At 71.1% G+C, this 23,603-nt stretch carries 25 protein-coding genes; 23 read left to right on the forward strand and 2 right to left on the reverse strand.

Annotated elements, in window-relative coordinates; all coding sequences use genetic code 11:
• Positions 1–56: 56 nt before the first annotated feature.
• Both ET989_RS09205 and glpK read left to right on the forward strand, forming a co-directional pair.
• On the forward strand, positions 57–821 hold the full coding sequence (locus ET989_RS09205; protein WP_131168244.1) for an MIP/aquaporin family protein: 765 nt from the start codon (positions 57–59) through the stop codon (positions 819–821).
• Positions 822–904: 83 nt separating this feature from the next.
• Positions 905–2,419 (forward strand): glycerol kinase GlpK, encoded by a 1,515-nt coding sequence (gene glpK / locus ET989_RS09210; protein ID WP_131168245.1) that lies wholly within the window; start codon positions 905–907, stop codon positions 2,417–2,419.
• 127 nt (positions 2,420–2,546) lie between these two features.
• Here glpK and ET989_RS09215 read toward each other — a convergent pair whose 3' ends face one another.
• On the reverse strand, positions 2,547–3,104 hold the full coding sequence (locus ET989_RS09215) for a GNAT family N-acetyltransferase (RefSeq protein ID WP_131168246.1): 558 nt from the start codon (positions 3,102–3,104) through the stop codon (positions 2,547–2,549).
• 51 nt (positions 3,105–3,155) lie between these two features.
• Here ET989_RS09215 and ET989_RS09220 point away from each other — a divergent pair, with 51 nt between their 5' ends.
• The 3 genes from ET989_RS09220 (at position 3,156) to ET989_RS09230 (ending at position 7,544) form a co-directional block, all read left to right on the forward strand.
• On the forward strand, positions 3,156–4,838 hold the full coding sequence (locus ET989_RS09220) for a ribonuclease J (RefSeq protein ID WP_206662288.1): 1,683 nt from the start codon (positions 3,156–3,158) through the stop codon (positions 4,836–4,838).
• 192 nt (positions 4,839–5,030) lie between these two features.
• Complete coding sequence (gene rpmB, locus ET989_RS09225; RefSeq protein ID WP_131168247.1) at positions 5,031–5,216, forward strand: 50S ribosomal protein L28; 186 nt, start codon at positions 5,031–5,033, stop codon at positions 5,214–5,216.
• A gap of 102 nt (positions 5,217–5,318) precedes the next feature.
• The gene (locus ET989_RS09230) at positions 5,319–7,544 is read left to right on the forward strand and encodes an ATP-dependent DNA helicase RecG (RefSeq protein WP_131168248.1); all 2,226 of its coding nucleotides are present in this window, start codon (positions 5,319–5,321) and stop codon (positions 7,542–7,544) included.
• A gap of 4 nt (positions 7,545–7,548) precedes the next feature.
• Here the strand turns inward: ET989_RS09230 and ET989_RS09235 are convergent, their stop codons facing one another.
• Positions 7,549–7,980, reverse strand: coding sequence for a pyridoxamine 5'-phosphate oxidase family protein (locus ET989_RS09235; protein WP_131168249.1), 432 nt, complete (start codon positions 7,978–7,980; stop codon positions 7,549–7,551).
• A 35-nt stretch (positions 7,981–8,015) separates the two neighbouring features.
• Between ET989_RS09235 and ET989_RS09240 the strand changes: the two genes are divergently transcribed.
• From ET989_RS09240 to trmD, 18 genes are all read left to right on the forward strand, one after another.
• Positions 8,016–8,600 carry an RsmD family RNA methyltransferase gene (locus ET989_RS09240; RefSeq protein WP_131168250.1) on the forward strand — a complete coding sequence of 195 codons (585 nt, stop codon included), beginning with the start codon at positions 8,016–8,018 and terminating at the stop codon, positions 8,598–8,600.
• Positions 8,597–9,091 (forward strand): pantetheine-phosphate adenylyltransferase, encoded by a 495-nt coding sequence (gene coaD / locus ET989_RS09245; RefSeq protein WP_131168251.1) that lies wholly within the window; start codon positions 8,597–8,599, stop codon positions 9,089–9,091. Before ET989_RS09240 ends, coaD begins: the two co-directional genes overlap by 4 nt.
• Entirely contained in the window at positions 9,088–9,516 is a 429-nt protein-coding gene (locus ET989_RS09250; protein ID WP_131168252.1) for a hypothetical protein, read from the forward strand. The genes coaD and ET989_RS09250 overlap by 4 nt, the downstream gene beginning before the upstream one ends.
• Before the next feature lie 121 nt (positions 9,517–9,637).
• Entirely contained in the window at positions 9,638–10,183 is a 546-nt protein-coding gene (locus ET989_RS09255; protein ID WP_131168253.1) for a YceD family protein, read from the forward strand.
• A 35-nt stretch (positions 10,184–10,218) separates the two neighbouring features.
• Complete coding sequence (gene rpmF / locus ET989_RS09260; protein WP_131168254.1) at positions 10,219–10,410, forward strand: 50S ribosomal protein L32; 192 nt, start codon at positions 10,219–10,221, stop codon at positions 10,408–10,410.
• Positions 10,407–11,129: a ribonuclease III gene (rnc, locus tag ET989_RS09265; RefSeq protein WP_241656290.1), complete on the forward strand. Its 723-nt coding sequence runs from the start codon at positions 10,407–10,409 to the stop codon at positions 11,127–11,129. The genes rpmF and rnc overlap by 4 nt, the downstream gene beginning before the upstream one ends.
• Positions 11,129–11,965 (forward strand): bifunctional DNA-formamidopyrimidine glycosylase/DNA-(apurinic or apyrimidinic site) lyase, encoded by an 837-nt coding sequence (mutM, locus tag ET989_RS09270; protein WP_131168255.1) that lies wholly within the window; start codon positions 11,129–11,131, stop codon positions 11,963–11,965. The genes rnc and mutM overlap by 1 nt, the downstream gene beginning before the upstream one ends.
• On the forward strand, positions 11,966–12,289 hold the full coding sequence (locus ET989_RS15975; protein ID WP_131168256.1) for a helix-turn-helix domain-containing protein: 324 nt from the start codon (positions 11,966–11,968) through the stop codon (positions 12,287–12,289). It abuts the gene before it with no gap.
• Between the two features lie 21 nt (positions 12,290–12,310).
• Complete coding sequence (locus ET989_RS09280) at positions 12,311–12,898, forward strand: GtrA family protein (RefSeq protein ID WP_131168257.1); 588 nt, start codon at positions 12,311–12,313, stop codon at positions 12,896–12,898.
• 9 nt (positions 12,899–12,907) lie between these two features.
• Complete coding sequence (gene smc, locus ET989_RS09285) at positions 12,908–16,471, forward strand: chromosome segregation protein SMC (RefSeq protein WP_131168258.1); 3,564 nt, start codon at positions 12,908–12,910, stop codon at positions 16,469–16,471.
• A gap of 42 nt (positions 16,472–16,513) precedes the next feature.
• Positions 16,514–17,077 carry a hypothetical protein gene (locus tag ET989_RS09290; RefSeq protein WP_131168259.1) on the forward strand — a complete coding sequence of 188 codons (564 nt, stop codon included), beginning with the start codon at positions 16,514–16,516 and terminating at the stop codon, positions 17,075–17,077.
• A gap of 22 nt (positions 17,078–17,099) precedes the next feature.
• The gene (ftsY, locus tag ET989_RS09295) at positions 17,100–18,254 is read left to right on the forward strand and encodes a signal recognition particle-docking protein FtsY (protein ID WP_421958219.1); all 1,155 of its coding nucleotides are present in this window, start codon (positions 17,100–17,102) and stop codon (positions 18,252–18,254) included.
• A gap of 240 nt (positions 18,255–18,494) precedes the next feature.
• The gene (gene ffh / locus ET989_RS09300) at positions 18,495–20,072 is read left to right on the forward strand and encodes a signal recognition particle protein (protein ID WP_131168260.1); all 1,578 of its coding nucleotides are present in this window, start codon (positions 18,495–18,497) and stop codon (positions 20,070–20,072) included.
• A gap of 33 nt (positions 20,073–20,105) precedes the next feature.
• On the forward strand, positions 20,106–21,320 hold the full coding sequence (locus ET989_RS09305; RefSeq protein ID WP_131168261.1) for an amidohydrolase family protein: 1,215 nt from the start codon (positions 20,106–20,108) through the stop codon (positions 21,318–21,320).
• Positions 21,321–21,543: 223 nt separating this feature from the next.
• Positions 21,544–21,996 (forward strand): 30S ribosomal protein S16, encoded by a 453-nt coding sequence (gene rpsP / locus ET989_RS09310; protein ID WP_131168262.1) that lies wholly within the window; start codon positions 21,544–21,546, stop codon positions 21,994–21,996.
• Between the two features lie 2 nt (positions 21,997–21,998).
• A complete protein-coding gene (locus ET989_RS09315; RefSeq protein WP_131168328.1) occupies positions 21,999–22,250 on the forward strand; it encodes an RNA-binding protein in 252 nt (83 codons plus the stop codon).
• 74 nt (positions 22,251–22,324) lie between these two features.
• Positions 22,325–22,846, forward strand: coding sequence for a ribosome maturation factor RimM (gene rimM / locus ET989_RS09320; protein WP_131168263.1), 522 nt, complete (start codon positions 22,325–22,327; stop codon positions 22,844–22,846).
• A complete protein-coding gene (trmD, locus tag ET989_RS09325) occupies positions 22,846–23,580 on the forward strand; it encodes a tRNA (guanosine(37)-N1)-methyltransferase TrmD (protein ID WP_131168264.1) in 735 nt (244 codons plus the stop codon). Before rimM ends, trmD begins: the two co-directional genes overlap by 1 nt.
• Positions 23,581–23,603: the final 23 nt, after the last annotated feature.

Raw genomic sequence — 23,603 nt, forward strand, 5'->3', positions numbered from 1 at the left:
CTCCCCGCGGACGCCGTTTCGGCACTCGCACCGTCGATGCCAGAAAGTGAGATCACGTGTCTCTAGGAACCGTCTTCCTCTCGGAGGTCGTCGGCACGGCGATGCTGCTGTTGCTCGGCGGTGGCGTCGTCGCCAACAACATCCTGCCCAAGAACAAGGGCGCCGGCACGGGCTTCCTGCACGTCAACTGGGGCTGGGGCCTGGCGGTCTTCGCCGGTGTTCTCGTCTCCTACAAGTCCGGTGGCCACCTGAACCCGGCCGTGACCCTCGGCCTCGTGGCCGCGGGCAATAACGAGTTCGTGCCCGGCATCGCCGTCAACGCGATGTCCATCGCCACGTACATCAGCGCGCAGATGGTCGGCGCCTTCATCGGTGCCGTCCTGTGCTGGCTGGCCTACAAGAAGCAGTTCGACGATGACGCCCCCGCGGGCGCCAAGCTCGGCGTCTTCTCGACCGGCCCCGAGATCCGCAACCCGCTGTGGAACCTCGTCACCGAGGCCATCGGCACCTTCGTGCTGGTGCTGGTCGTCCTCGCGTCCGGCAACTGGGGCGACTCGGCCACCAAGACCCCGGCCGGCCTCGGCTGGCTCGGCGCCCTCGGCGTCGCCCTGCTGGTCGTCGGCATCGGCGCCTCGCTCGGTGGCCCCACCGGCTACGCCATCAACCCGGCTCGTGACCTCGGCCCGCGCATTGCGCACGCCGTGCTCCCGATCCCGAACAAGGGCAGCTCCGACTGGGGCTACAGCTGGGTCCCGGTTGTGGGCCCCATCATCGGCGGCGTGCTCGCCGGCCTCATGAGCGGCGTGCTGCTCCCCGCCTGACCCACCCCGCACCATGGGTGGCCGGACGCCGGGCGTCCGGCCAGCCACCCCGACTGAACAACACAACGATGTGAAGGAACACCATGACTGGCAAGTACGTCCTCGCCATAGACCAAGGCACCACCAGCTCGCGTGCCATCATCTTCGACCACAGCGGCCAGATCGTGGCCACGGGCCAGAAGGAGCACGAGCAGATCTTCCCGCGCGCCGGATGGGTCGAGCACGACCCCAAGGAGATCTGGGACAACATCCGCGAGGTCGTCGCCGAGGCGCTGGCCAAGGCGTCCATGAACAAGGACGACATCGTGGCCGTCGGCGTCACCAACCAGCGCGAGACCGCGATGGTGTGGGACAAGAACACCGGCGAGCCGGTCTACAACGCGATCGTGTGGCAGGACACCCGCACTGACAAGATCGTCAAGGAGCTCGGCGGCGGCGACGACGACAAGTACAAGGCCAAGGTCGGCCTGCCCCTGGCCACCTACTTCTCGGGCCCGAAGGTCAAGTGGATCCTCGACAACGTCGAGGGTGCGCGCGAGAAGGCCGAGGCCGGCGACCTGATCATGGGCAACATGGACACCTGGGTCATCTGGAACCTCACCGGCGGCACCGACGGCGGCGTGCACGTGACCGACGTGACCAACGCCTCCCGCACCATGCTGATGGACCTCGACACGCTCGCATGGGACGAGGGCATCGCCAAGGACATGGGCATCCCCATGTCGATGCTGCCCGAGATCAAGTCGTCGTCCGAGGTCTACGGCGAGGGCCGTGCGCACGGTCTGCTCGGCGGCGTCCCGATCGCCGGTGACCTGGGCGATCAGCAGGCCGCGACGTTCGGCCAGGCCGCCTTCGAGGTCGGCATGGCCAAGAACACCTACGGCACCGGCTGCTTCATGCTGATGAACACCGGCGAGGAGAAGGTGCCCAGCAAGAACGGCCTGCTCACCACCGTGTGCTACAAGATCGGCGACAACAAGCCGATCTACGCCCTCGAGGGTTCGATCGCCGTCACCGGCTCGCTGGTGCAGTGGCTGCGCGACAACCTGAAGATGTTCGACTCGGCCCCCGAGGTCGAGGAGCTGGCCAACTCGGTCGAGGACAACGGTGGCGCCTACCTGGTGCCGGCGTTCTCCGGCCTGTTCGCGCCGTACTGGAGGTCGGACGCCCGCGGTGCGCTCGTCGGCCTCACCCGCTTCGTCAACCGTGGTCACATCGCCCGTGCCGTGCTGGAGGCCACCGCCTACCAGACGCGCGAGGTGCTGGACGCCATGGAGGCCGACTCCGGCGTGAAGCTGGCCGAGCTCAAGGTCGACGGCGGCATGACCGCCAACGAGCTGCTCATGCAGTTCCAGGCCGACCAGCTCGGCGTGGACGTCGTCCGCCCCGTCGTCGCCGAGACCACCGCGCTGGGTGCGGCGTACGCCGCCGGCATCGCGGTCGGTTTCTGGGACGGCGAGCAGGACGTCATCGACAACTGGGCCGAGGACAAGCGCTGGACCCCGTCGATGGACGAGGACGAGCGTGCGCGCCTCTACCGCAACTGGAAGAAGGCCGTGACCCGGACCTTCGACTGGGTCGACGACGACGTCACCTGACGCTGATCAGACCGGACGCCGCCCGCGGGAGTTTCCCGCGGGCGGCGTTCCGCGTTGCCAGACGGAGCGGCGTCCAGGTGTCAGTTCTGGCCGTCGGTGGGACAGGTGCCGGAGCGAGCGCCGTGGGTCACCGCAGCGCGGTGTGCAGGCGAATCATCTTGACCGACGCCGCCTCGTCCTCGGTACCGACGGTGCGGTGGCTGCCGTCGGGGCCCCAGCCGGCCGAATCGAGGAAGCGGCGCAGGGGGTCGTCGGTCGAGCGCACCCACCACGTGGCGCGGGTGAAGCCGTCGGCACGCAGGGTGTCGGCGACGGCGTTCAGCAGCCGTGACCCGTGGCCCTGGCGCTGGGCGGGCGGGTCGATGATGAACTCGCCCACCATCGCGTCCTGCCCCGGGTGGGCGTCGGTGTCGTCGCTCGGGCCCACTGCGGCGAACCCGACCACCCGGCTCTGCTCTATTGCGACCAGGACGCGGAACTGGGCCAAGGGCGGCCGGGCGATGGCGGACGCCCATGATTCGGTCATGCTGGACAGGTCGACCGACGCGAGAACGTGCTCGGCGACGTCGGCGGGGAACAGCTGCTGCCAACTGCGCCGCTGGATGGCGGCGATGCGCTCGGCCTCGTTCGGCAGGGCCAGGCGGCAGGAGTCGGCGGTGCGCGCGGGTTGGTTCACGCCGTTCATCGTAGCGGCGCGGACCGACCGTCCGTCCCGAGGCCCCGCTACAGTGGCGGGGTGCGTGAAGCCCTGAAGACACCGCCCCAGCTCGCTCCCGACACTCTCCGGATCACCCCTCTGGGCGGCCTGGGGGATGTCGGCCGCAACAGCGCGACCTTCGAGGTCAATGGCGAGATCCTGATGGTCGACTGCGGGGTGCTGTTCCCCGACGAGACCCACCCCGGTGTCGACCTGATCCTGCCCGGCCTGCACCTGGTCAACGACCGCCTCGACGACATGGTCGCGCTCGTCCTCACCCACGGCCACGAGGACCACATCGGCGCCGTGCCCTACCTGCTCCGCCGCCGTCCCGACATCCCCGTGCTCGGCAGCAAGCTCACGCTGGCGTTCGTGCGCGAGAAGCTCAAGGAGCACCGCATTCGCAACACCGACCTGCGCGAGGTCGAGGAGGGGTCGCGCACCCGGATCGGCGGGTTCGACCTGGAGTTCATCGCGGTGAACCACTCGATCCCCGACGCGCTGGCGGTCCACATCCGCACGGCCGGCGGCAGCGTGCTGCACACCGGCGACTTCAAGATGGACCAGCTGCCCCTCGACGGGCGCATCACCGACCTGCGCGCCTTCGCGAAGGTGGGGGAGGAGGGGCTCGACCTGTTCATGGTCGACTCCACCAACGCCGAGACCCCCGGCTTCACCACGCTGGAGAAGGACATCCAGCCGGCGATGGAGCGCGTCTTCGCCCACGCGAAGGGCAAGCTGATCGTGGCCTGCTTCGCCAGCCACGTGCATCGCGTCCAGCAGGTGATGGATGAGGCGGTCAAGGCCGGCCGCAAGGTCGTCTACGTGGGCCGCTCGATGGTGCGCAACATGACGCTGGCCGCCCAGCTGGGCTACCTTGACGTGCCCGGCAACACGCTGATCGCGCTCGATGACATCGACAAGTACGCTGACCACGAGGTGGTGATCATCTCCACCGGATCGCAGGGCGAGCCGCTGAGCGCCCTGAGCCGCATCGCCAACCACGAGCACCCGATCATCCGCGCCGGCCACGGCGACACGGTGCTGCTGGCCAGCTCACTCATCCCCGGCAACGAGAACTCGGTCTACCGCGTCATCAACGGCCTGACCAAGAACGGCGTCAAGGTCGTCCACAAGGGCAACGCGCTGGTGCACGTCTCCGGCCACGCTTCGGCCGGCGAGCTGCTCTACTGCTACAACATCGTCCGCCCGCGCAACGTGATGCCGGTGCACGGCGAGGTGCGCCACCTGGTGGCGAACGCCGAGCTGGCCATCGCCACGGGCGTCCCGCGCGAGAACACCGTCGTCGTCGAGGACGGCGCAGTGGTCGACCTGCGCGAGGGTCGCGTGAAGGTCGTCGGACGCCTCGAGTGCGGCTACATCTTCGTCGACGGCTCGACGGTGGACGCCGTGGGCGACGCCGAGCTGGACGAGCGCCGCATCCTCGGCGAGGAGGGCTTCATCTCCGCGATCGCCGTGGTCAACCTGCACTCCGGGTCGCTCGTCGAGGGCCCCATCATCACCGCCCGCGGCTTCGTGGGTGCCGAGGGCATCTTCGACGACATCACCGCCGAGGTGGCGACGGCGCTGCGTGAGGCGTTGGAGGAGGGTGCCGACGACACCCACCAGCTGCAGCAGGTCATGCGCCGGCGCATCGGGCGTTGGGTGAGCAAGCGGTTCCGGGCGCGCCCGATGATCGTCCCGGTGGTGCTCGCCACCTGAGTCACCGCCCAACGCGACCTTCTTCCTCGACGCGGACGACAACGTATCGGCGATGACGGGGGGTTGGGTCTGCCCCTGAGGTGTCGATTTCGTCCCGGGCGTGAACTCGGGTACGATGGACAGGTTCCGATTTCGAACCTCGGCCCCGACGCGTTCCCCGTCGCGGGGGTCGAACACCAAAGGAGTAAAGCCATGGCCGCCGTGTGCGACGTCTGCGCCAAGAAGCCGACCTTCGGCCACAACGTGCCGTGGTCGAAGAAGAAGACCAACCGTCGTTGGAGCCCGAACATCCAGTCTGTGCGCGCCGTCATCAACGGTGGCACCAAGCGCATGAACGTGTGCACCTCCTGCATCAAGGCAGGCAAGGTCGCGCGCTGACCCAGCGCCCCGCAAGGCACTCCGAGGACCCGCCACGGCGGGTCCTTCGTGCGTCCCGGCCGGGCTGCGGAAGTGGCGGAGCCGGTGGCTAGGATCGCCGCCATGGTGACCCAGCGGTGGCAGACCCGCGCGTTCGCGGAGCTGAACGCGCCGCTCGGCGACGTGGTGGCCGGCCAGGCCAAGCTGTTCGAGGCGCTGCGCATCCACACCGTGGGCGACCTGCTGCGCCACCTGCCCCGGCACTACCTGTCCGGCACCGAGCTGACCGACCTCGCCACGCTGGAGGAGGGCGAGCACGTGGCCGTCATGGCGCGCGTGGAGCGCATCGACCTGCACGAGGGCCGCGGCGGCTCCCGGGGCAACAGCCGGCAGCCGAACTCGCGCCTGGAGGTCACCCTCACCGACGGCCACGGCCGCATCAAGGCCTCCTTCTTCGGTCGCGACCACACCGTGAGGTGGTGGCAGCGCGGGCTGAGCCAGGGCGTCCGCGGCATCTTCGTGGGCAAGATCGGCTCCTTCAACGGCCACCCCCAGATGACCCACCCGGCCTTCGTGATGCTGGACGCCGCGGGCCGGGTCGTCGGCAACTCCGAGGAGAAGGAGAAGATCGCCGAGCTGTCGCGGTCGGGGCTGGTCGGGCTGTACCCGGCGACGGCGAAGCTGAAGACGTGGACGATCGCCGAGTCCGTGCGGCTCGCCCTGGGCGTCCTGGACGGTGTCGAGGACCCGTGGCCGGCTTGGGTCCGCGAGCAAGCCGGCGTCGTTGGCCTCACCGAGGCCTACACCGGCGTGCACCGGCCGGAGGGGCGCAGCGACGTCGAGCGCGGCAACCGACGCCTCCAGTTCGACGAGGCCTTCTCCACCCAGCTGACCATGGCCTACCGGCGCGCCGAGAACGCACGGCAGTCGGCCGGGCCGCGCGCACGGCGTCCGGGTGGGCTGCTGGACGCCTTCGACGCCCGACTCCCGTTCACCCTCACCCGCGGGCAGCAGGAGACCTCTGAGGAGATCCTGGCCGACCTGGCCCGCAGCCAACCCATGCAGCGGCTGCTGCAGGGCGAGGTGGGCTCGGGCAAGACGCTCGTGGCGCTGCGAGCGATGCTGGCGGTCGTGGACGCCGGGGGCCAGGCCGTCCTGCTGGCGCCGACCGAGGTGCTCGCCCAGCAGCACCACCAGACGATCCTCGGGTTGATGGGGGAGCTGGGCATGGGTGGCGGCGTCCTCGGGGCACCGGAGTACGCGACCGATGTGGTCTGCCTCACCGGCTCCATGAGCGCCGGCGCCAAGAAGGCGGCCCTGCTCAAGGTCGCCTCGGGCGAGGCCGGCATCGTCGTGGGCACCCACGCGCTGCTGGCCGACCACGTCCAGTTCGTCGACCTCGGCCTCGTCGTCGTCGACGAGCAGCACCGCTTTGGGGTCGAGCAGCGCGCTGCCCTGACCGACCGGGCGGTCGCCAAGCCCCACGTGCTGGTGCTCACCGCCACTCCCATCCCGCGGTCGGTGGCCATGACCGTGTTCGGCGACCTGGAGGTCTCCACCCTGGCGGAGCTTCCGCGCGGGCGCGCCGAGGTCACCACCACCGTCGTGGACGCCGGGCGGAAGCCCGCCTGGGTCGAACGTGCCTGGGAGCGCGTGCGCGAGGAGGTCGCCCAGGGCCGCCAGGTGTTCGTGGTGGCGCCGCGGATCGGCGCCCCTCGACAGGCTCAGGGAACCGAATCGGAGGGGCTCGGGGTCCTGCAGCTGGCCGAGCAGCTCGGTTCGGGGCCGCTGTCAGGCGTCCGGTTGGGCGTCCTGCACGGCCAGCTGGCCGCCGATGCCAAGGAGGAGGTGATGGGGGCCTTCGCCCGCGGTGAGCTCGACGTGCTCGTGGCGACGACGATCGTCGAGGTCGGCGTGGACGTCCCCAACGCCTCGATGATGGTGATCTGGGACGCCGACCGCTTCGGCATCAGCCAGCTCCACCAGCTGCGCGGGCGCATCGGCCGCAGTTCGCTGCCCGGGGTGTGTCTGCTCGTCAGCTCCGCCGAACCCGAGGCGGCGTCGTGGCAACGCCTGGCGGCCGTGGCGTCCACCCGCGACGGCTTCGTGCTGGCCGAGCTCGACCTCGCCCAACGGCGCGAGGGTGACGTGCTCGGGGCCAGCCAGTCGGGCGGGCGCTCCACCCTGCGCCTGCTGCGGGTGCTGGAACACGCCGACATCATCGACGCGGCACGCGCCGTGGCGGAGGACGCGGTGCGTCGCGACCCGGACTGCGGTACGCCCGGGTTCGCCGACGCGGTGCTCCAGACCAACCTCGTCGCCGACGGCGACTGGATCGACCGGAGCTGAGGCCTCAACCGAGGGGGTGGAAGTCCTCGGGCTCGGGGCCGAACGCGAACGCGCGGCCGGCGATCTCGTCCACCTCGAGGCGCACCCAGTGCACCTTCAGGGTGGCGACCCACGGCGTCAGCCCGAGCTGCTCGACGGACTGGATTTCCCCGGGCCCGAGCTCGCGGGCCGTCCCGTGTGCCAGCACGCTGACCGCGCCGGTGTGGTCCCACTCATCGACCTGGAAGGCCATCCGGCCGCCCAGCGCGACGGCCAGCATCTTGCTGCCCTCGGCGGTGCGGAACACGATCGAGCGTCCGTCCACCACGTAGTTCACGGGGAAGATGTCCGGCTCACCGCCGATCACGATGGCGAGGCGTCCGATGCGGTGCTCGGTGAGGAACTGCCAGGACTGTGCCTCGTCGAGGGCCTGTGTCAGGTCGTCTGCCGTCGTCATGCGCCCAATGTAACGCGCCCGCTACCCTGCCACCCGTGAGTCGCATCATTGCCGGAAGTGCGGGCGGGCACCGCCTGGCCACCCCCAGCCACAGCCGCACCCGGCCGACGAGCGATCTGGTGCGCGAATCAGCGTTCAACCTCATCGCCGACTGGGCGGGCACGGTGGGGGAGCCGGCCGACGCGATGCTGGAGCGCTTCTCCTTCCTCGACCTGTACGGCGGGACGGGCGCGGTCGCACTCGAGGCCGCCAGCCGCGGCGCCGGCCCGGTGGTGTGCGTGGAGAAGGACCGCGGCACCGCGGCGCTGGCGCGCGGCAACGCGGATGCCACAGGCCTGCCCGTTCAGGTGGTCGCCCAGTCGGTGGACGCCTACCTCGCCGGGACGCCGCACACCTTCGACGTCGTGTGGTTCGACCCGCCCTACGAGGTGCCCACTGCGGTGGTGGAGGCGCAGGTCGCCGCCGTCGTCGACCGGTGGCTCGCGTCCGACGGCCTGGTCATCGTGGAACGCTCGAGCCGCGACACGCCGCCCTCATGGCCGATATCCCTCACCGACGTGCGAAAACGACGTTACGGTGAGACCACGCTGTACCTTGCCGCCAAGGAGGACGATGCATGAGGGCGATCTGCCCCGGCTCCTTTGACCCGGTGACCCACGGTCACCTCGACATCGTCGTGCGCGCCTCGCGCATGTTCGACGAGGTGCTCGTCGCGGTCGGCCGCAACAGCGCCAAGAACTACCTGTTCAGCCCCGACGAGCGCGCTGCGATGCTGGCCGACGCGACGTCCGAGCTGCCCAACGTGCGGGTCGACCTGCTGGACGGTCTGCTGGTCGACTACTGCCGCGAGCGGGAGATCGACGTGATCGTCAAGGGTCTGCGCTTCGCCGGCGACTTCGAGTTCGAGTTGCAGATGGCGCAGATGAACTTCGCGCTGTCCGGTATCGAGACGATCATGTTGCCGACGGCGGCCAAGTGGGCGCACCTGAGTTCGACCATGATCCGCGAGGTGGCCAAGCTGGGTGGGGACGTCACGCAGTTCGTGACACCCGCGGTGGCCGAACGGATCCGGGGCAAGATGGCGACCGACAACCAAGGAGGACGGGCATGACCACCCCCAACGAGGCACTGGCTGCCATTCGGCACATTGTCGAGCAGGCCAAGGGCGTCCCGATGACCTCGAACGTGATGGTCTCGCGGGCTGAGCTGCTCGGCCTCATCGCCCGGGCCGAGGCCGCGGCGTCCGTCACCGCCGCCGACCCGGAGATGGGCGAGGCGGCGGCGACTCTCGCGGACGCCCGGACCGAGGCGGAGCGCATCGTCGCCGAGGCCCGCGAGGAAGCGGTGGCGCTGGTGGGCGAGTCCGAGGTCGCCCAGGCTGCCGAGGCCGAGGCCGAGGCGCTGCGCCTGGAGTCCCACACGTGGGTCGACAACCATCTCGCCGAGTTCGAAACCGGCCTGCAGCGCGCGATCGAGCAGGTCGAGACGCTGCGCGACCGGCTCGCGTCGCGGTCCCAGGGCGACGACACGCTCTGATCCGGGCCTGGGGGGAAGGGGTCCGCCCACGGCCATCGGCCCGGTTGGACTCCGTTCGGACAAGTCGGTAAAGTAGCCATTCGGTTATGACGCTGTCGTGCCAACACGTGAGGGGCCTGCGATGACGAATCGCTCCATCGACCCCCGTTCCGGTCTCGTTTTCGACATTCGCGAATTCGGGCACCGCGCGGGCGGGAGCACGGAGATCGTCGACGACGTACCCGCACGTGAGGGCATCGGCAACGACGTGATCGGAGTGCCGACCGAGTCTCCGATCCACCTCGACCTTCGGCTCGAGGGGGTGGGTGACGGGGTGTTGGCCACCGGCGTCGCTGAGGTTCAGTTGCGCGGGGAGTGCGCTCGGTGCCTGACCGAGATCGAGGCGGACGCCGAGATCGACCTGCAGGAACTGTTCCTCTTCCCGGGCGTGGATCCGGACGACGAGGAGGCCAGCCGTGTCGAGGCCGAGATGATCGACCTCGAACCCGTCCTGAGGGACGCGGCGATGCTCGACCTGCCGTTCATCCCCTTGTGTCGGGAGGATTGCGCCGGGTTGTGCCCCACCTGTGGGGTGAACCTGAACGACGATCCCGACCACGAGCACGGTGAGGTGATCGACCCTCGTTGGGCGAGCCTGACCGTGTGGACCGAAGGCGACCAGAACTGAAGCGGGCACCGTGCCCCAGATTCGAGGAGTTTGACGTGGCTGTTCCCAAGCGGAAGATGTCCCGCAGCAACACGCGCGCCCGCCGTGCACAGTGGAAGATGTCCGCGCCGCAGCTGGTGACCTGCGCCAACGCCGCCTGCCGTGCGAAGCACCTGCCGCACACTGCGTGCCCGAGCTGCGGCCAGTACGGCCCCCGCGCGGCGCGCCGCCAGGTCTTCGAGCTGTGACCGACGCGGCCGTGGGCCGCGTTCATGACCTCTTCGACGAGCTGGGGATCGACATCGATCCCCAGCTCCTCGAGCTCGCCCTGACCCACCGGTCCTGGGCGTACGAGAACGGTGGCACCCCGCACAACGAGCGCCTGGAGTTCCTGGGCGATTCGGTGCTCGGCGTCGTCGTCACCGAGCACCTCTACCGCTCCTACCCGGACGAGCCGGAGGGCTGGCTCGCCAAGATGCGCGCGGCGGTGGTGAACACCTACGCGCTGGCCGACGTGGCCCGCACGCTGGGGCTGGGTTCGCTGATCAAGCTCGGCAAGGGGGAGATCGGCACGGGCGGGTCCGACAAGGATTCGATCCTCGCCGACGCCACCGAGGCCGTCATCGCCGCCGTCTTCCTGTCGGCCGGCCGGGATGCTGCCGAGCGGTTCGTGCACACGCTGATGGACCCGGTCGTCGCGATGGCGTCCGCCGAGGGCCGCTCGACCGACTGGAAGACCGCCCTGCAGGAGCTGGCCGCCGAGCACGGGCTCGGGGCCCCCACCTACGAGCACGTGTCCACCGGACCCGACCACGACAAGCGCTTCGAGGCGGTCGCCGTTGTCGCCGGCGTGGCCCACCCCGGGTCGGTCGCGCGCTCCAAGAAGCTCGCCGAGCAGGGGGCGGCCAAGCTCGCCCACGAGGCGCTGACGCGCACGCTGGCCCCGCTCCCGCCCGCGGCGGGCTGATGCCCGAGTTGCCCGAGGTCGAGGTCGTCCGCGCCGGCCTCGAGCCCGCGATCGCCGGACGCCGCATCGACGGCGTCCGCGTGCTGCACCCCCGCCCCGTTCGCCGCCACCTCGCGGGCCCGGACGACTTCGCGGTCACCTTGGCGGGCCGGACGTTCGCCGTCCCCCGCCGGCGCGGCAAGTACCTCTGGCTGCCCCTGGCCGACGGCGACGCCGTGCTGGCCCACCTCGGCATGAGCGGCCAGTTCCTCCTCGACAGCCCTGGCTCCCCTCTGCAGCGGCACGTCCGCGTGCTGTTCGACCTGGCCGACGGCGTCCAGCTGCGCTTCGTCGACCAGCGCATGTTCGGCGGCCTGTCGTTGGCCCACGGGGGAGCGGAGCTGCCGGACGAGGTGGCTCACATCGCCCGCGACCTGTTCGACCCCGATCTCGACCGGACAGCCCTCGTCGGCCGGATCCGTGGGAAGCGCAGCGCGATCAAGCGCGTCCTGCTCGACCAGACGGTCGTCTCCGGGATCGGCAACATCTACGCCGACGAGGCGCTCTGGGCGGCGCGCATCCACGGGGGGACGCCGGCGTCCGCGCTGTCGGACGCCCAGGTGTCGGCGCTGCTGGACGCCACCCACGCGGTGATGGCGGCGGCCCTGTCGGTCGGGGGCACGTCGTTCGACGCGCTGTACGTCAACGTCAACGGCGAATCGGGCTACTTCGACCGCACGCTCCAGGCGTACGGGCGCGAAGGCGAACCGTGCAGCCGGTGCGGCGGGGCGATCGTCCGGGAGCCGTTCATGAACCGCAGCTCATTCCGCTGCCCGGTTTGCCAGCCGCCGGCCTAGTTGTCGCCGACCGGTTCGCCGAGCTGCCGCCGGGCCGCAGGACGGGCGCGAGAAGCTGTCAGCGGTGCCTGTGACTGTGGGTGCCTGGACGCTCCCACCCTCCTCGACGTCCAGGGATTCATCCGCCGCGTCCGGCGCCGGGCCGACCTCAGCCAGCGAGGTCTCGCCGCTGTCCTCGGCGTCGACCAGTCCCTCGTCGCCCGGTGGGAGACCCCCACCGCGTGCTGGCTCGCGCCCCACTGCGACGACGGCCGCGCGTGCGCGTGCGAGCCGAGCCGTGGAGCCGCGCGGTGGCAGCAAATGGTGTGCTGGGCCGAGGCGTAGAGGCGCTACGATCGGTCTCTTGTGAGCCCCTCCACCTCCTTCCTCGGTCGCTACGAGAACACGGCGCGGCAGTTCGTGAAGTTCGGGCTCATCGGCGGCGGGGGCGTCCTGGTGAACATGGCCACGGTCGCCGTCGCGAACGCGATCGGCGTAGGCATCTTCGGAGTCGTCGACAAGGACCCCTTCATCCCGCTGCCCGGCACCGAGCGCGCCCTGCGGTTCTACATCCTCTACGCGGGCATCGCGTTCCTCGTCGCCAACGTGTTCAACTTCATGCTCAACCGGCACTGGACGTTCAAGGACCACCACGGCAAGCCGGCCCCCTTCTTCAAGGAGTTCCTGCCGTTCCTCATGGTTGGCGGCGTCGCCCAGCTGGTGGGCTTCGTCATCCTCTACCTGCTGCGCAACGAGACCTCCCCGCTCTACCTGAGCCATCCGTTCTTCACCTACGACGGGCCGTGGTGGACGCTGCGCCTCTACTGGGCCCAGCTCATCCAGATCATCTGCGTGATGCCCATCAACTTCGTCGTCAACAAGCTCTGGACCTTCCGCCTCGTGCGGCAGCGACACGCGGCGTCGGCCGCCGGGGATAGCGTCGGGCCTTCGTAAGGTGGGCGTGTGTACCTCAAGTCCCTGACGCTGCGCGGCTTCAAGTCGTTCGCGTCGGCGACGACCCTGAACTTCGAACCCGGCATCACCTGCGTCGTGGGTCCGAACGGGTCCGGCAAGTCGAACGTCGTGGACGCCCTCAGCTGGGTGATGGGCGAGCAGGGCGCCAAGACCCTCCGCGGCGGCAAGATGGAGGACGTCATCTTCGCAGGCACCACCGGACGCGCGCCCCTGGGCCGCGCCGAGGTCAGCCTCACCATCGACAACACCGACGGCGCGTTGCCGATCGAGTACACCGAGGTGACGATCAGCCGCACCATGTTCCGCTCCGGTGGCTCGGAGTACGCGATCAACGGCAACCCCGCCCGCCTCCTCGACGTCCAGGAACTGCTCAGCGACTCCGGCATCGGCCGCGAGATGCACGTCATCGTCGGGCAGGGCCAGCTCGACACCATCCTGCAGGCGACCCCCGAGGTGCGCCGCGGCTTCATCGAGGAGGCCGCGGGCGTCCTCAAGCACCGCAAGCGCAAGGAGAAGGCGCTCCGCAAGCTGGACGCCACCCAGGTCAACCTCGACCGGCTCGCCGACCTGGTGGCCGAGATCCGTCGCCAGCTCAAGCCCCTGGGCCGCCAGGCTGAGGTCGCGCGCAAGGCGGCGGTCGTCCAGGCCGAGCTCCGCGACGCCAAGGCCCGGCTGCTCGCCGACGACTACGTCATGGCGTCCCTCGCGCTGGAGTCCGACCTCGCCGCCGAAGCCGAGATCAAGGCGCGCCGCATCGCGCTGGAGGAGGCCCTGGAGGCCGCCCGCGAGTCCGAGGCCGAGGCCGAGGCGTCCGCCCGCGCCGCCACCCCCGAAGTGAACCGCGCACAGGAGACCTGGTACGCGCTCGCCGCGCTGCGCGAGCGCATCGCCAGCACCCTGACGATCGCGAACGAGCGCGTCCGTAACGCCGTCACCGCGACGGCCGAAGAGCGGCGCGGCCGCGACCCCGAGGCCATCGAGGCCGAGGCGGCCGGCATCCGGGAGTCCGAGGAGGCGATCGCCGCGCAGGTGGCCGAGCGCGCCGCGGCCCTCACGTCCGCCTCCGCCGCGCGCGAGCAGGCCGAGACGGCCCACGCCGAGGCCGAGAAGCAGTACGCGGCCCAGCTCCGGGCCATCGCCGACCGGCGCGAGGGGCTGGCCCGGCTCGCCGGCGAGGTGAACTCGCTCAAGTCCCGCACCGAGGCCGCGGACGCCGAGATCGAGCGGCTCCGCTCGGCCGGTGCCGAGGCCCGTAAGCGCGCCGACGAGGCCCGCGCCACGTTCACCCGTCTCGAGACCGAGCTCGGCGGCCTCACCGAGGGCGAGGAGGGTCTCGACGCCACGTACGAGGCCGCGGACGCCGAACGCGTCGCCGCCGCGCAGGCGCTGGAGCAGATCCGCGCCGACGAACAGCAAGCCCAGTCGGAACGGGCCTCGATCGCGGCCCGGCTCGAGGGGCTCAAGGTCGGCCTCGACCGGCCCGACGGCTCGGGGGCGCTGCTCGCGGCGTCCGAGCAGTTGGCCGGGGTTCTCGGTTCGGTGGGCGCACTCGTTCGCGTCGAGGCCGGCTACGAGGCTGCGGTGGCCGCCGCCCTCGGCGGGGCCGCCGAAGCCGTCGCCGTCACCGGGGTGGACGCCGCCGTCTCCGCGCTGTCCCACCTCAAGACCGACGACCTGGGCCGCGCCGGGCTGCTCCTGGGCGGCGCCGACACCGTCGACGACCGCGCCGACTGGCCCGCCCTGCCCGCCGGCGCCCGCTACGCCATCGACACCGTCACTGCCGACGCGGCGCTCGTCCCCGCGCTGAGCCGCCTCCTGCGCAAGGTCGCCGTCGTCGACGACCTGGCGGACGCCCGCGCGCTGGTCGGCTCGCTCCCGGACACCACGGCGATCACCCGCGACGGCGACCTCCTGTCGGCCTGGTTCTCCATCGGCGGGTCGTCCGCGCGCCCGAGCCTCATCGAGGTCCAGGCCGCCGTGGACGCCGCCACCGACGCGCTTCGCCGGGCCCAGCAGGACGTCGAGCGACTCGCCTTCGCGCGGGCGTCCGCCACGACGACGCTTGAGGAGGCCACCGCCCGCACCGAGGCGGCTCTGGCGCGCCTGCACGAGTCCGACGCCCAGTACTCGGCCCTGGCCGACCAGCTCGGTCGCCTCAACCAGGCCTCCCGCGCGGCGATGGCCGAGGCGGAGCGGCACGACGCGTCCGTCGCTCGGGCCGAGGAGGCCCGCGACCGCAACGCCGCGTCGCTCGCGGCGCTCAGCGAGCGGCTCCGCGTGGCGCAGGACACCACCGAGGTGAGGGAGGCCGACCCCGCCGAGCGCGATCGACTGGCGCTGGAGGCCGCCCGCGCACGGCAGGCTGAGATGGAGGCCCGCCTGGCGCTGCGCACCGACGAGGAGCGCGCCCGCGCCCTGGCCGGCCGGGCCGATTCCCTGCTGCGGGCCGCTCGCGCCGAGCGCAACGCCCGCGCCGAGGCGGCCGCCCGTCGCGAGAGGATGCGCCGCGAGGCGGAGGTGGCCCGGGCCGCGGCCGCGGCGTCCGAGTGGTTGCTCGGGGTCGTCGCGACGTCCCAGGAGCAGGCCGGTCGGGCCCGCAAGGCCGCCGACGAGCGCCGGGTCGAGGCGGACCGCCGCGTCCACGACGCCCGGCAGCGCAGCCGCGACCTGGCCCGCCAGTTCGAGGGGATCGTGGACGTCGCCCACCGCGACGAGCTGGCGCGCGCCGAGCAGCGCATGCGCATCGAGGCGCTGGCGGAGAAGGCGTTGGACGAGCTGGGCCTGTCGGGCGAGGTGCTCGCCGCCGAGTACGGCCCCGACCAGCTCGTCCCGGTGCTGACGCGGCCCGACGGCACCGCCCTGACCGAGGACGACGAGCAGCCCGAGCCGCGCCCGTTCGTCCGGGCCGACCAGGAGAAGCGCTTCCGGACCGCGCAGCGCAACCTCGATCTCCTCGGGCGCGTGAACCCGCTCGCTCTGGAGGAGTTCGAGGCGATGAGCGAGCGCCACCAGTTCCTCGCCGAGCAACTCGACGACCTCAAGCGCACCCGCACCGACCTGCTCGGCATCATCGCCGACGTGGACGCCCGTGTGGAGCAGGTGTTCGCCGAGGCGTACGCCGACGTCGAGGTGGCCTTCGAGCACGCGTTCGCCCGACTGTTCCCCGGCGGTGAGGGACGCCTCGTGCTCACCGAGCCGGGCTCCTGGCTCACCACCGGGGTGGACGTCGAGGCGCGGCCCGCGGGCAAGAAGGTGAAGCGCCTGTCGCTGCTGTCCGGCGGCGAGCGCTCCCTGGTGGCCGTGGCGTTCCTCGTGGCCCTGTTCAAGGCGCGCCCGAGTCCGTTCTACATCCTCGACGAGGTCGAGGCCGCGCTCGACGACACCAATCTCGGCCGCCTCCTCGGCATTTACGAGGAACTGCGCGAGAACAGCCAGATGCTCGTCATCACCCACCAGAAGCGGACCATGGAGATCGCCGATGCCCTCTACGGCGTGACGATGCGCGAGCACGGCATCTCCACCGTGATCAGCCAACGTCTGCGTGATGGGTGACCCGACCGCTCGGGCATACTGATAGCACCAGGAGGTGAACCGATGCCGATCATGATCTTCACGATGCTCGTCGTGCTCGTGCTGGCCGCCGGCGTCATCGCCGTGGTCGTGATGGGCATGGAGGGCACCGGGCGCACCAAGCACCCGGAGATCGCCGAGGCCATGCAGCGCACGGCCCGCCACCTCAACGGGGAGGGCGAGCCGCCCCGCGCCCTCGTCGCCGTCTTCGACGAGATGGACGAGGTGGGCGACATCAACGTCCGCGAGCTGCCCCGAAAGCTGCGCACCGCGGCGTCCGCCGCATCGGCCGCCTCCGCCCGCTCGGCGCGCACCGCGTGGTCGTCGTTGTCCGCCCGTTCGGCCGCCTCGGCCAACCCGCCGGAGACCGAATCCGCCGACGAGGAGCCCGCCGCGGATCCCTCGGCCGCCATCAGCGCGGCGCTCGCGGCACCCGCCCCCGAGGACCCCGCCGAGGTCGACCCCTACGGCGTGTGGGGCCCCGCCGACCTCGAGGCGGTCGGGGGTGACACCGTCGACCGCAACGCCACGGTCGACGGCGACACCGTCGTCCGCGTGCGCCTGCCCGAAGGCGACGACCGGGCCTGAGCCCCACCACTAGGATGGCGGCGTGCTGACCCCCATCGACCCCATCGTCTGGATCATCGTCGGCGGTGTCGTGGCGCTGGCCGCCATCCTGACGACCGTCCTCGTCGTCCGCAACCGGCGCCAGCGGGAGCTGACCCGCCGGGACCGGCGCCCGATCGAGGCCCCGGCCGCCCGACCCGAGGCGCCGGTCGAGCCGGGAGCCCGCGAGGCCGCGGTCGAGGCGCCCGCGCCGGCCCCGACGGCCGACCGGCCCGAGGCCGCCGGCACGCGCCTGGCGCGCCTGCGCCGCCGCCTGGCCGGCTCGAACAACGTGCTGGCCCAGGCGCTGCTCGGCCTGATCAGCACCGACCGCCTGGACGCCGACACCTGGGACGACTTCGAGGCGACCCTCATCGGCTCCGATCTGGGCGTCGGCCCGACCACCGAGCTGGTCGACACGCTGCGCAAGGAGCTCTCCATCGACGGCGTCAACGACCCGACGCGCGCAAGGACGGTGCTGCGCGAGGAGCTCGTGAAGCTGGCCGACCCGACGTTGGACCGCACGCTGAACGTCACAGGCTCCGCCGGGCTGCCCGCGGTGGTTCTGGTCGTCGGCGTGAACGGCACGGGCAAGACCACCACCGTCGGCAAGCTCGCCCGCCTGCTGGTCGCCGAGGGCAAGACCGTCCTGTTGGGCGCCGCCGACACGTTCCGGGCCGCGGCGTCCGAGCAGTTGCAGACGTGGGGCGACCGCGTCGGCGTCGAGACCGTGCGCGGGGCAGAGGGCGCCGACCCGGCGTCCGTGGCGTTCGATGCGGTGAACACCGGCGCGGACAAGGGTGTCGACGTGGTGCTGGTCGACACGGCCGGACGCCTCCACAACAAGTCCAACCTGATGGACGAGCTGGGCAAGATCCGGCGCGTCATCGAGAAGAGGGCCCCGATCACCGAGTGTCTCCTGCTGCTCGACGCGACCACCGGGCAGAACGGACTCATCCAGGCGCGCGTGTTCAACGAGGTCACCGACGTCACCGGCATCGTCCTGAGCAAGCTGGACGGCTCGGCCAAGGGCGGCATCGTCGTCCAGGTGCAGCGGGAGCTCGGCGTCCCGGTCAAGTTGATCGGCCTGGGCGAGGGCGTGGACGACCTGGCCCCCTTCACCGCCGAGGGATTCGTCGACGGCCTCCTGGGTGAGTAGGTCCCCTTGGATCCACTGAAACCCTGATGCGTCCCACGCATCAGAGTCCCAGTCGCGTGGAAACCACCACCAACCGCCCGCAGCGTCAGGCTTCGGGGAGCCGCCCCAGGAGGAACGACGGGGGGACGAGCGCCCAGGCCCCGCGGCAAGGATCCGACGCCCGCGGCGTCCCCGGGGGGCGAGGTGGGCCGGTCACGGTAGGCTGGGGCGGCACCGATCCGTCTTGATGAGAAGGCACGCATGTTCGACACCCTGCAAGACCGCCTCCAAGCCACGTTCCGCAACCTGCGTGGCAAGGGACGGCTCACCGACGCCGACATCGACGCGACCGCGCGCGAGATCCGCCTGGCGCTGCTCGAGGCCGACGTCAACCTGGGGGTCGTCAAGGAGTTCGTGGGCGCCGTCAAGGAGCGCGCCAAGGGCGAGGAGCTCAGCCAGGCGCTGAACCCCACCCAGCAGATCATCAAGATCGTCAACGAGGAGCTCGTCGAGATCCTCGGCGGGCAGGCCCGCCAGCTGCGGTTCGCCAAGAACCCGCCGACCGTCATCATGCTCGCGGGCCTCCAGGGCTCCGGCAAGACGACGCTCGCCGGCAAGCTCGGCCTGTGGCTGCGCGAGCAGGGCCACACCCCGATGCTGGTCGCCGCCGACCTCCAGCGCCCCAACGCCGTCAACCAGCTCCAGGTCGTGGGCGGGCGCGCGGGCGTCCCCGTGTTCGCTCCCGAGCCGGGCAACGGCGTCGGCAACCCGGTCGAGGTGGCGCGGGCGTCCATCGAGGAGGCCAAGCGCAAGTACTACGACACGGTCATCGTCGACACCGCCGGACGCCTCGGCGTGGACGCCGAGCTCATGCAGCAGGCCGCCGACATCCGTGACGCGGTCGACCCAGACGAGATCCTGTTCGTCGTCGACGCGATGATCGGCCAGGACGCCGTCAACACCGCCAACGCGTTCGCCGAGGGCGTCGGCTTCGACGGCGTCGTGCTGTCCAAGCTCGACGGCGACGCCCGCGGCGGCGCGGCCCTGTCCATCGCCAAGGTGACCGGTAAGCCGATCATGTTCGCCTCCAACGGCGAAGCGCTGAAGGACTTCGACCTCTTCCACCCCGACCGGATGGCCTCGCGCATCCTCGACATGGGCGACCTGCTCACCCTCATCGAGCAGGCCGAGAAGACCTTCGATGTCGAGCAGTCGCGCAAGGCCGCCGAGAAGATCATGGGCTCGGGCGACTTCGGGCTGGACGACTTCCTGCAGCAGATGCAGGCCGTCCGCAAGATGGGCCCGATGAGCAAGATCCTCGGCATGATGCCGGGCATGGGGCAGTACAAGGACGCCCTGGGCGCCATCGACGAGCGGGAGATCGACCGCATCGAGGCGATCATCTACTCGATGACGCCGGCCGAGCGGGCCAAGCCGGAGATCCTCAACGGGTCCCGCCGCTCACGCATCGCCAGCGGCTCCGGCACTACCGTCCAGGACGTCAACGGCCTGGTGAACCGCTTCATGGAGACCCGCAAGCTCATGCGCCAGATGGGCAAGGGCGGCGGCATGCCGGGCATGCCCGCCGGCATGGGCGCGATGGGCGGAATGCCCGGCCTGCCCGGGCGACCCGCCAAGCAGCAGCCCAAGAAGGGCAAGAACGCGCGCAAGGTCTCCGGCAACCCCGCCAAGCGCTCGGGCAACCCCGCCGCGGCGGCCGCCCAGCAGCCGCAGACGCCCCAGACCGAGGCGGAGATGCAGGCCGCGATGGCCGACTTCCAGCTGCCGCCGGAGCTGCAGAAGATGCTCAACCAGAACAACTTGGGCCCCTTCGGCTGACGCCGGGTCGCCCGGTGGGGCAAGCTGGGGCCCATGGCGCACTCGCACGACGACGTACCGCTGGACGCCCTCGGTCAGCCCCTGTTCGCCCACACCCACACCCACGACGGGTCGACCCACACCCACGTGCGCAGGGTGGCCGACGATGACGCACGCCTGAGCCCGGCCCGCCCGCGCCTCCACCTGCGCGGCGTGGTGCTGCCCGGCAACGAGGTGGTCGACCTCTGGGTCGTCGACGGGCACGTCACATATGAACCCGTCGCGGACGCCCTCACCGTCGCCACCGACTGCTGGATCATGCCGGGCCTCGTGGACGCCCACTGCCACATCGGCATGGGCCCCCAGGGTCCGACCGACGCCGAGGACGTCGAGCGTCAGGCCCTCACCGACAGGGACGCCGGCACGCTCCTGGCCCGCTCCCCGGGCGTCCCGACCGACACCAGCTGGGTGGACGACCGCGAGGACCTGCCCCGCCTGATCCGGGCCGGACGCCACATCGCCCGGCCCCGGCGCTACATCCGCAACCTCGCCGAGGAGGTCGAGCCCGACGGGCTCGTCGAAGAGGTGCGCACCCAGGCCCGCGCCGGCGACGGTTGGGTCAAGATCGTCGGCGACTGGATCGACCGGGACGCCGGCGACCTGCGCCCGCTGTGGCCCGCCGACGTGGCCGCCGCGGCGATCGAGGCGGCCCACGACGAGGGGGCGCGGGTGACTGCGCACTGCTTCGACGAGCAGTCGGTGACCGAACTCGTGGACGCCGGCATCGACGGCATCGAGCACGGCACCGGCCTGGACGACGCCACCATCGCCACCATGGCCGAGCGAGGGGTCTCGCTCGTCCCGACGCTGGTCAACATCGACACCTTCCCCGAGATCGCCGCGGCGGGGGAGGCGAAGTTCCCCACCTACGCCGCCCACATGCGCGCCCTCCACGAGCGCCGCTTCGAGACCATCGGCAAGGCCGTGGACGCCGGCGTCCCGGTGTTCGCGGGCACGGATGCCGGGACCGTCATCCCGCACGGCATCCTCCCCGACGAGATCGCCCTGCTCGCCCGGGTCGGCGGCCCCGAGTTCGCGTTGGGCGCCGCGTCCTGGCGCGCCCGGGAGTGGCTGGGCGCGGACGGTCTGGAGGAGGGGGCCTCCGCCGACCTGGTCGTGTTCGCCGAGGACCCTCGCACCAACCTCGCCGTGGTGCGCCACCCGGAGCTGATCGTGCTGCGTGGGCGGGTCGTGCGCTCGGCGGGCTGAGCTCGTCGACGCCCTTCGACGAGCTCAGGGAAGCGGGTCGGTTGGGCGGATCCGGGCCGGTTCTGGCAGAATGATCGATGCGCTGTGCCCGCGGGTGCCCTCTCACGCCTTCGGTTGCAGTCCACCCGAGTTGGTGCGCCGGTTGTCCCACGCCGGAGTTCCCGCTCACCCGATCCCGTCCCTGCGCGTTGCAGGGGCATGTTCCAACAGGAGAACCACACACGTGGCCGTCAAGATTCGTCTCAAGCGGATGGGCAAGATCCGCAACGCGCAATACCGCATCGTCGTCATCGACTCCCGCGCCAAGCGCGATGGCCGGGCGATCGAGGAGATCGGCATCTACCAGCCGAAGTCCGAGCCCTCGGTGATCCAGATCAACTCCGAGCGCGCCCAGTACTGGCTCGGTGTCGGCGCCCAGCCGTCCGAGACCGTCGAGAAGCTGCTGAAGCTCACCGGTGACCGCGACACGTTCGCCGGCGGCAAGGGTGAGTCCACCGTCGCCGCGCAGCCGGAGAAGGCCGACAAGCTGGCCGCCTTCAACAAGGCGCTGGCCGAAGCCGACGACGAACCCGCCTCCGGCGCGATCACCTCGCGCAGGAAGAAGGGCGAGGCCCCCGCCGACGAGGCCGAGGTCGAGGCCGCTCCGGCCGAGGACGCCGCGTCCGACGAGGCGTGACCGTGCTCGCGGACGCACTGGAACACCTCGTCCGCGGGCTCGTGTCCAACCCCGACGACGTCGTCGTGTCCGACTTGGACCGTCGACGCGTCCGGACGCTGGAGGTCCGCGTCAACCCCGAGGACATCGGCAAGGTGATCGGGCGCCAGGGCCGCACTGCGAGTGCCCTGCGCACGGTCATCACCGCTCTGGCCGGCCGCGAGCAGGTCCGCGTCGACTTCGTCGACGTGGATCGCCGCCAGCGCCGCAACTGAGCACCCACGGTCCCCGGCCCCGTCTCGTACGGGCCGGGGACCGTTCCGCGTCCCCCACCTGGCAGGAGTGAGAGATGGGCGAGTTCGTCGACGTCCTCGTCGGCACGATTGGCCGCGCGCACGGACTGCGCGGCGAGGTGACCGTGCACGTCCGCACCGACGAGCCCGAGAGGCGGTTCGCGCCCGGCGCCGTCCTCACCGTCGGCGGGAGGCCGCGCACCGTGGCGTCCGCCCGTTGGCACTCCGGCACCCTCCTGCTCGCCCTGGACAAGGTCACCGACCGCACCGGTGCCGAGGCGCTGCGCGGCCAGGAGTTGTGGGCGTCCGTGAGGGCCGACGAGGCCCCCGCCGACGAGGGCGAGTACTGGGACCGTCAACTGGTCGGCCTCGGCGTCCTCGATGCCTCAGGGGCGACGGTGGGGACGATCACCGAGGTGCTGCACCTGCCCGCCCACGACACGCTGGTGGTGCGAACGCCGTCCGGCGAGCGGCTCGTCCCGTTCGTGGACGCCCTCGTGCCGGTCGTCGACCTGGCCGCCGGGCACGTGCAGGTCGCCGACGTCGAGGGCCTGCTCACCGACACCGAGGACGCTTGATGTACTTCGACATCGTCTCGATCTTCCCCGACTACTTCGCCCCCCTCGACCTGTCGCTGGTGGGCAAGGCGCGCCGGGCCGGGCTGGTGGACTGGGAGGTGCACGACCTGCGCACCTGGACCCACGACCGGCACAGGACGGTGGACGACACCCCCTACGGCGGGGGAGCGGGCATGGTCATGAAGCCCGAGCCCTGGGGGGCGGCGCTCGACCACGTCCTTGACCGGGCGTTGTCGCTGCCGACGCTGGTGGTGCCGACCCCGTCCGGGGAGCCTTTCCGGCAGGCGACCGCGCACGAGTTCGCCGACCTGAAGCACATCGTGTTCGCCTGCGGCCGCTACGAGGGCATCGACGCCCGCGTCGTCGAGCACGCGGCCACCCGCATGCCGGTGCGGGAGGTCAGCCTGGGCGACTACGTTCTCAACGGTGGCGAGGTGGCCGTGCTCGCGATGGTCGAGGCGGTCGTCCGCCTGCTGCCGGGCGTGGTCGGCAACCCCCACTCGCTGGTGGAGGAGTCCCACTCGGTCGAGGGCGAGGGGCTGCTGGAGTACCCCGTCTACACCAAGCCGCCGAGCTGGCGCGGGCTGGACGTGCCCGACGTCCTGCTCTCGGGCAACCACCAGCGGGTAGCACAGTGGCGCCGGGAGCAGGCACTGGAGCGGACGCACGACCGGCGTCCGGACCTCCTGGAGGGGCGACCCGCGGACATTTACGCAAGGCCTGCAGAGCGTTAATACCCATAGTCGCACCGCATTTG

Origin of the sequence: Propioniciclava sinopodophylli, from assembly GCF_004324755.1 — a bacterium.
GTDB lineage: Bacteria > Actinomycetota > Actinomycetes > Propionibacteriales > Propionibacteriaceae > Propioniciclava > Propioniciclava sinopodophylli.

Excerpts from the sequence above, each read along its gene's own strand:
- ET989_RS09250 (WP_131168252.1), top strand. The coding sequence starts at position 9,088 with ATGACCACCCCCAACGAGGCACTGGCTGCCATTCGGCACATTGTCGAG.
- rimM (WP_131168263.1), top strand. The coding sequence starts at position 22,325 with ATGGGCGAGTTCGTCGACGTCCTCGTCGGCACGATTGGCCGCGCGCAC.
- ET989_RS09290 (WP_131168259.1), top strand. The coding sequence starts at position 16,514 with ATGCCGATCATGATCTTCACGATGCTCGTCGTGCTCGTGCTGGCCGCC.
- ET989_RS09230 (WP_131168248.1), top strand. The coding sequence starts at position 5,319 with ATGGTGACCCAGCGGTGGCAGACCCGCGCGTTCGCGGAGCTGAACGCG.
- glpK (WP_131168245.1), top strand. The coding sequence starts at position 905 with ATGACTGGCAAGTACGTCCTCGCCATAGACCAAGGCACCACCAGCTCG.
- ET989_RS09255 (WP_131168253.1), top strand. The coding sequence starts at position 9,638 with ATGACGAATCGCTCCATCGACCCCCGTTCCGGTCTCGTTTTCGACATT.
- ET989_RS09235 (WP_131168249.1), bottom strand. The coding sequence starts at position 7,980 with ATGACGACGGCAGACGACCTGACACAGGCCCTCGACGAGGCACAGTCC.
- rpmB (WP_131168247.1), top strand. The coding sequence starts at position 5,031 with ATGGCCGCCGTGTGCGACGTCTGCGCCAAGAAGCCGACCTTCGGCCAC.
- ET989_RS09305 (WP_131168261.1), top strand. The coding sequence starts at position 20,106 with ATGGCGCACTCGCACGACGACGTACCGCTGGACGCCCTCGGTCAGCCC.
- coaD (WP_131168251.1), top strand. The coding sequence starts at position 8,597 with ATGAGGGCGATCTGCCCCGGCTCCTTTGACCCGGTGACCCACGGTCAC.
- ET989_RS09215 (WP_131168246.1), bottom strand. The coding sequence starts at position 3,104 with ATGAACGGCGTGAACCAACCCGCGCGCACCGCCGACTCCTGCCGCCTG.
- trmD (WP_131168264.1), top strand. The coding sequence starts at position 22,846 with ATGTACTTCGACATCGTCTCGATCTTCCCCGACTACTTCGCCCCCCTC.
- mutM (WP_131168255.1), top strand. The coding sequence starts at position 11,129 with ATGCCCGAGTTGCCCGAGGTCGAGGTCGTCCGCGCCGGCCTCGAGCCC.
- ffh (WP_131168260.1), top strand. The coding sequence starts at position 18,495 with ATGTTCGACACCCTGCAAGACCGCCTCCAAGCCACGTTCCGCAACCTG.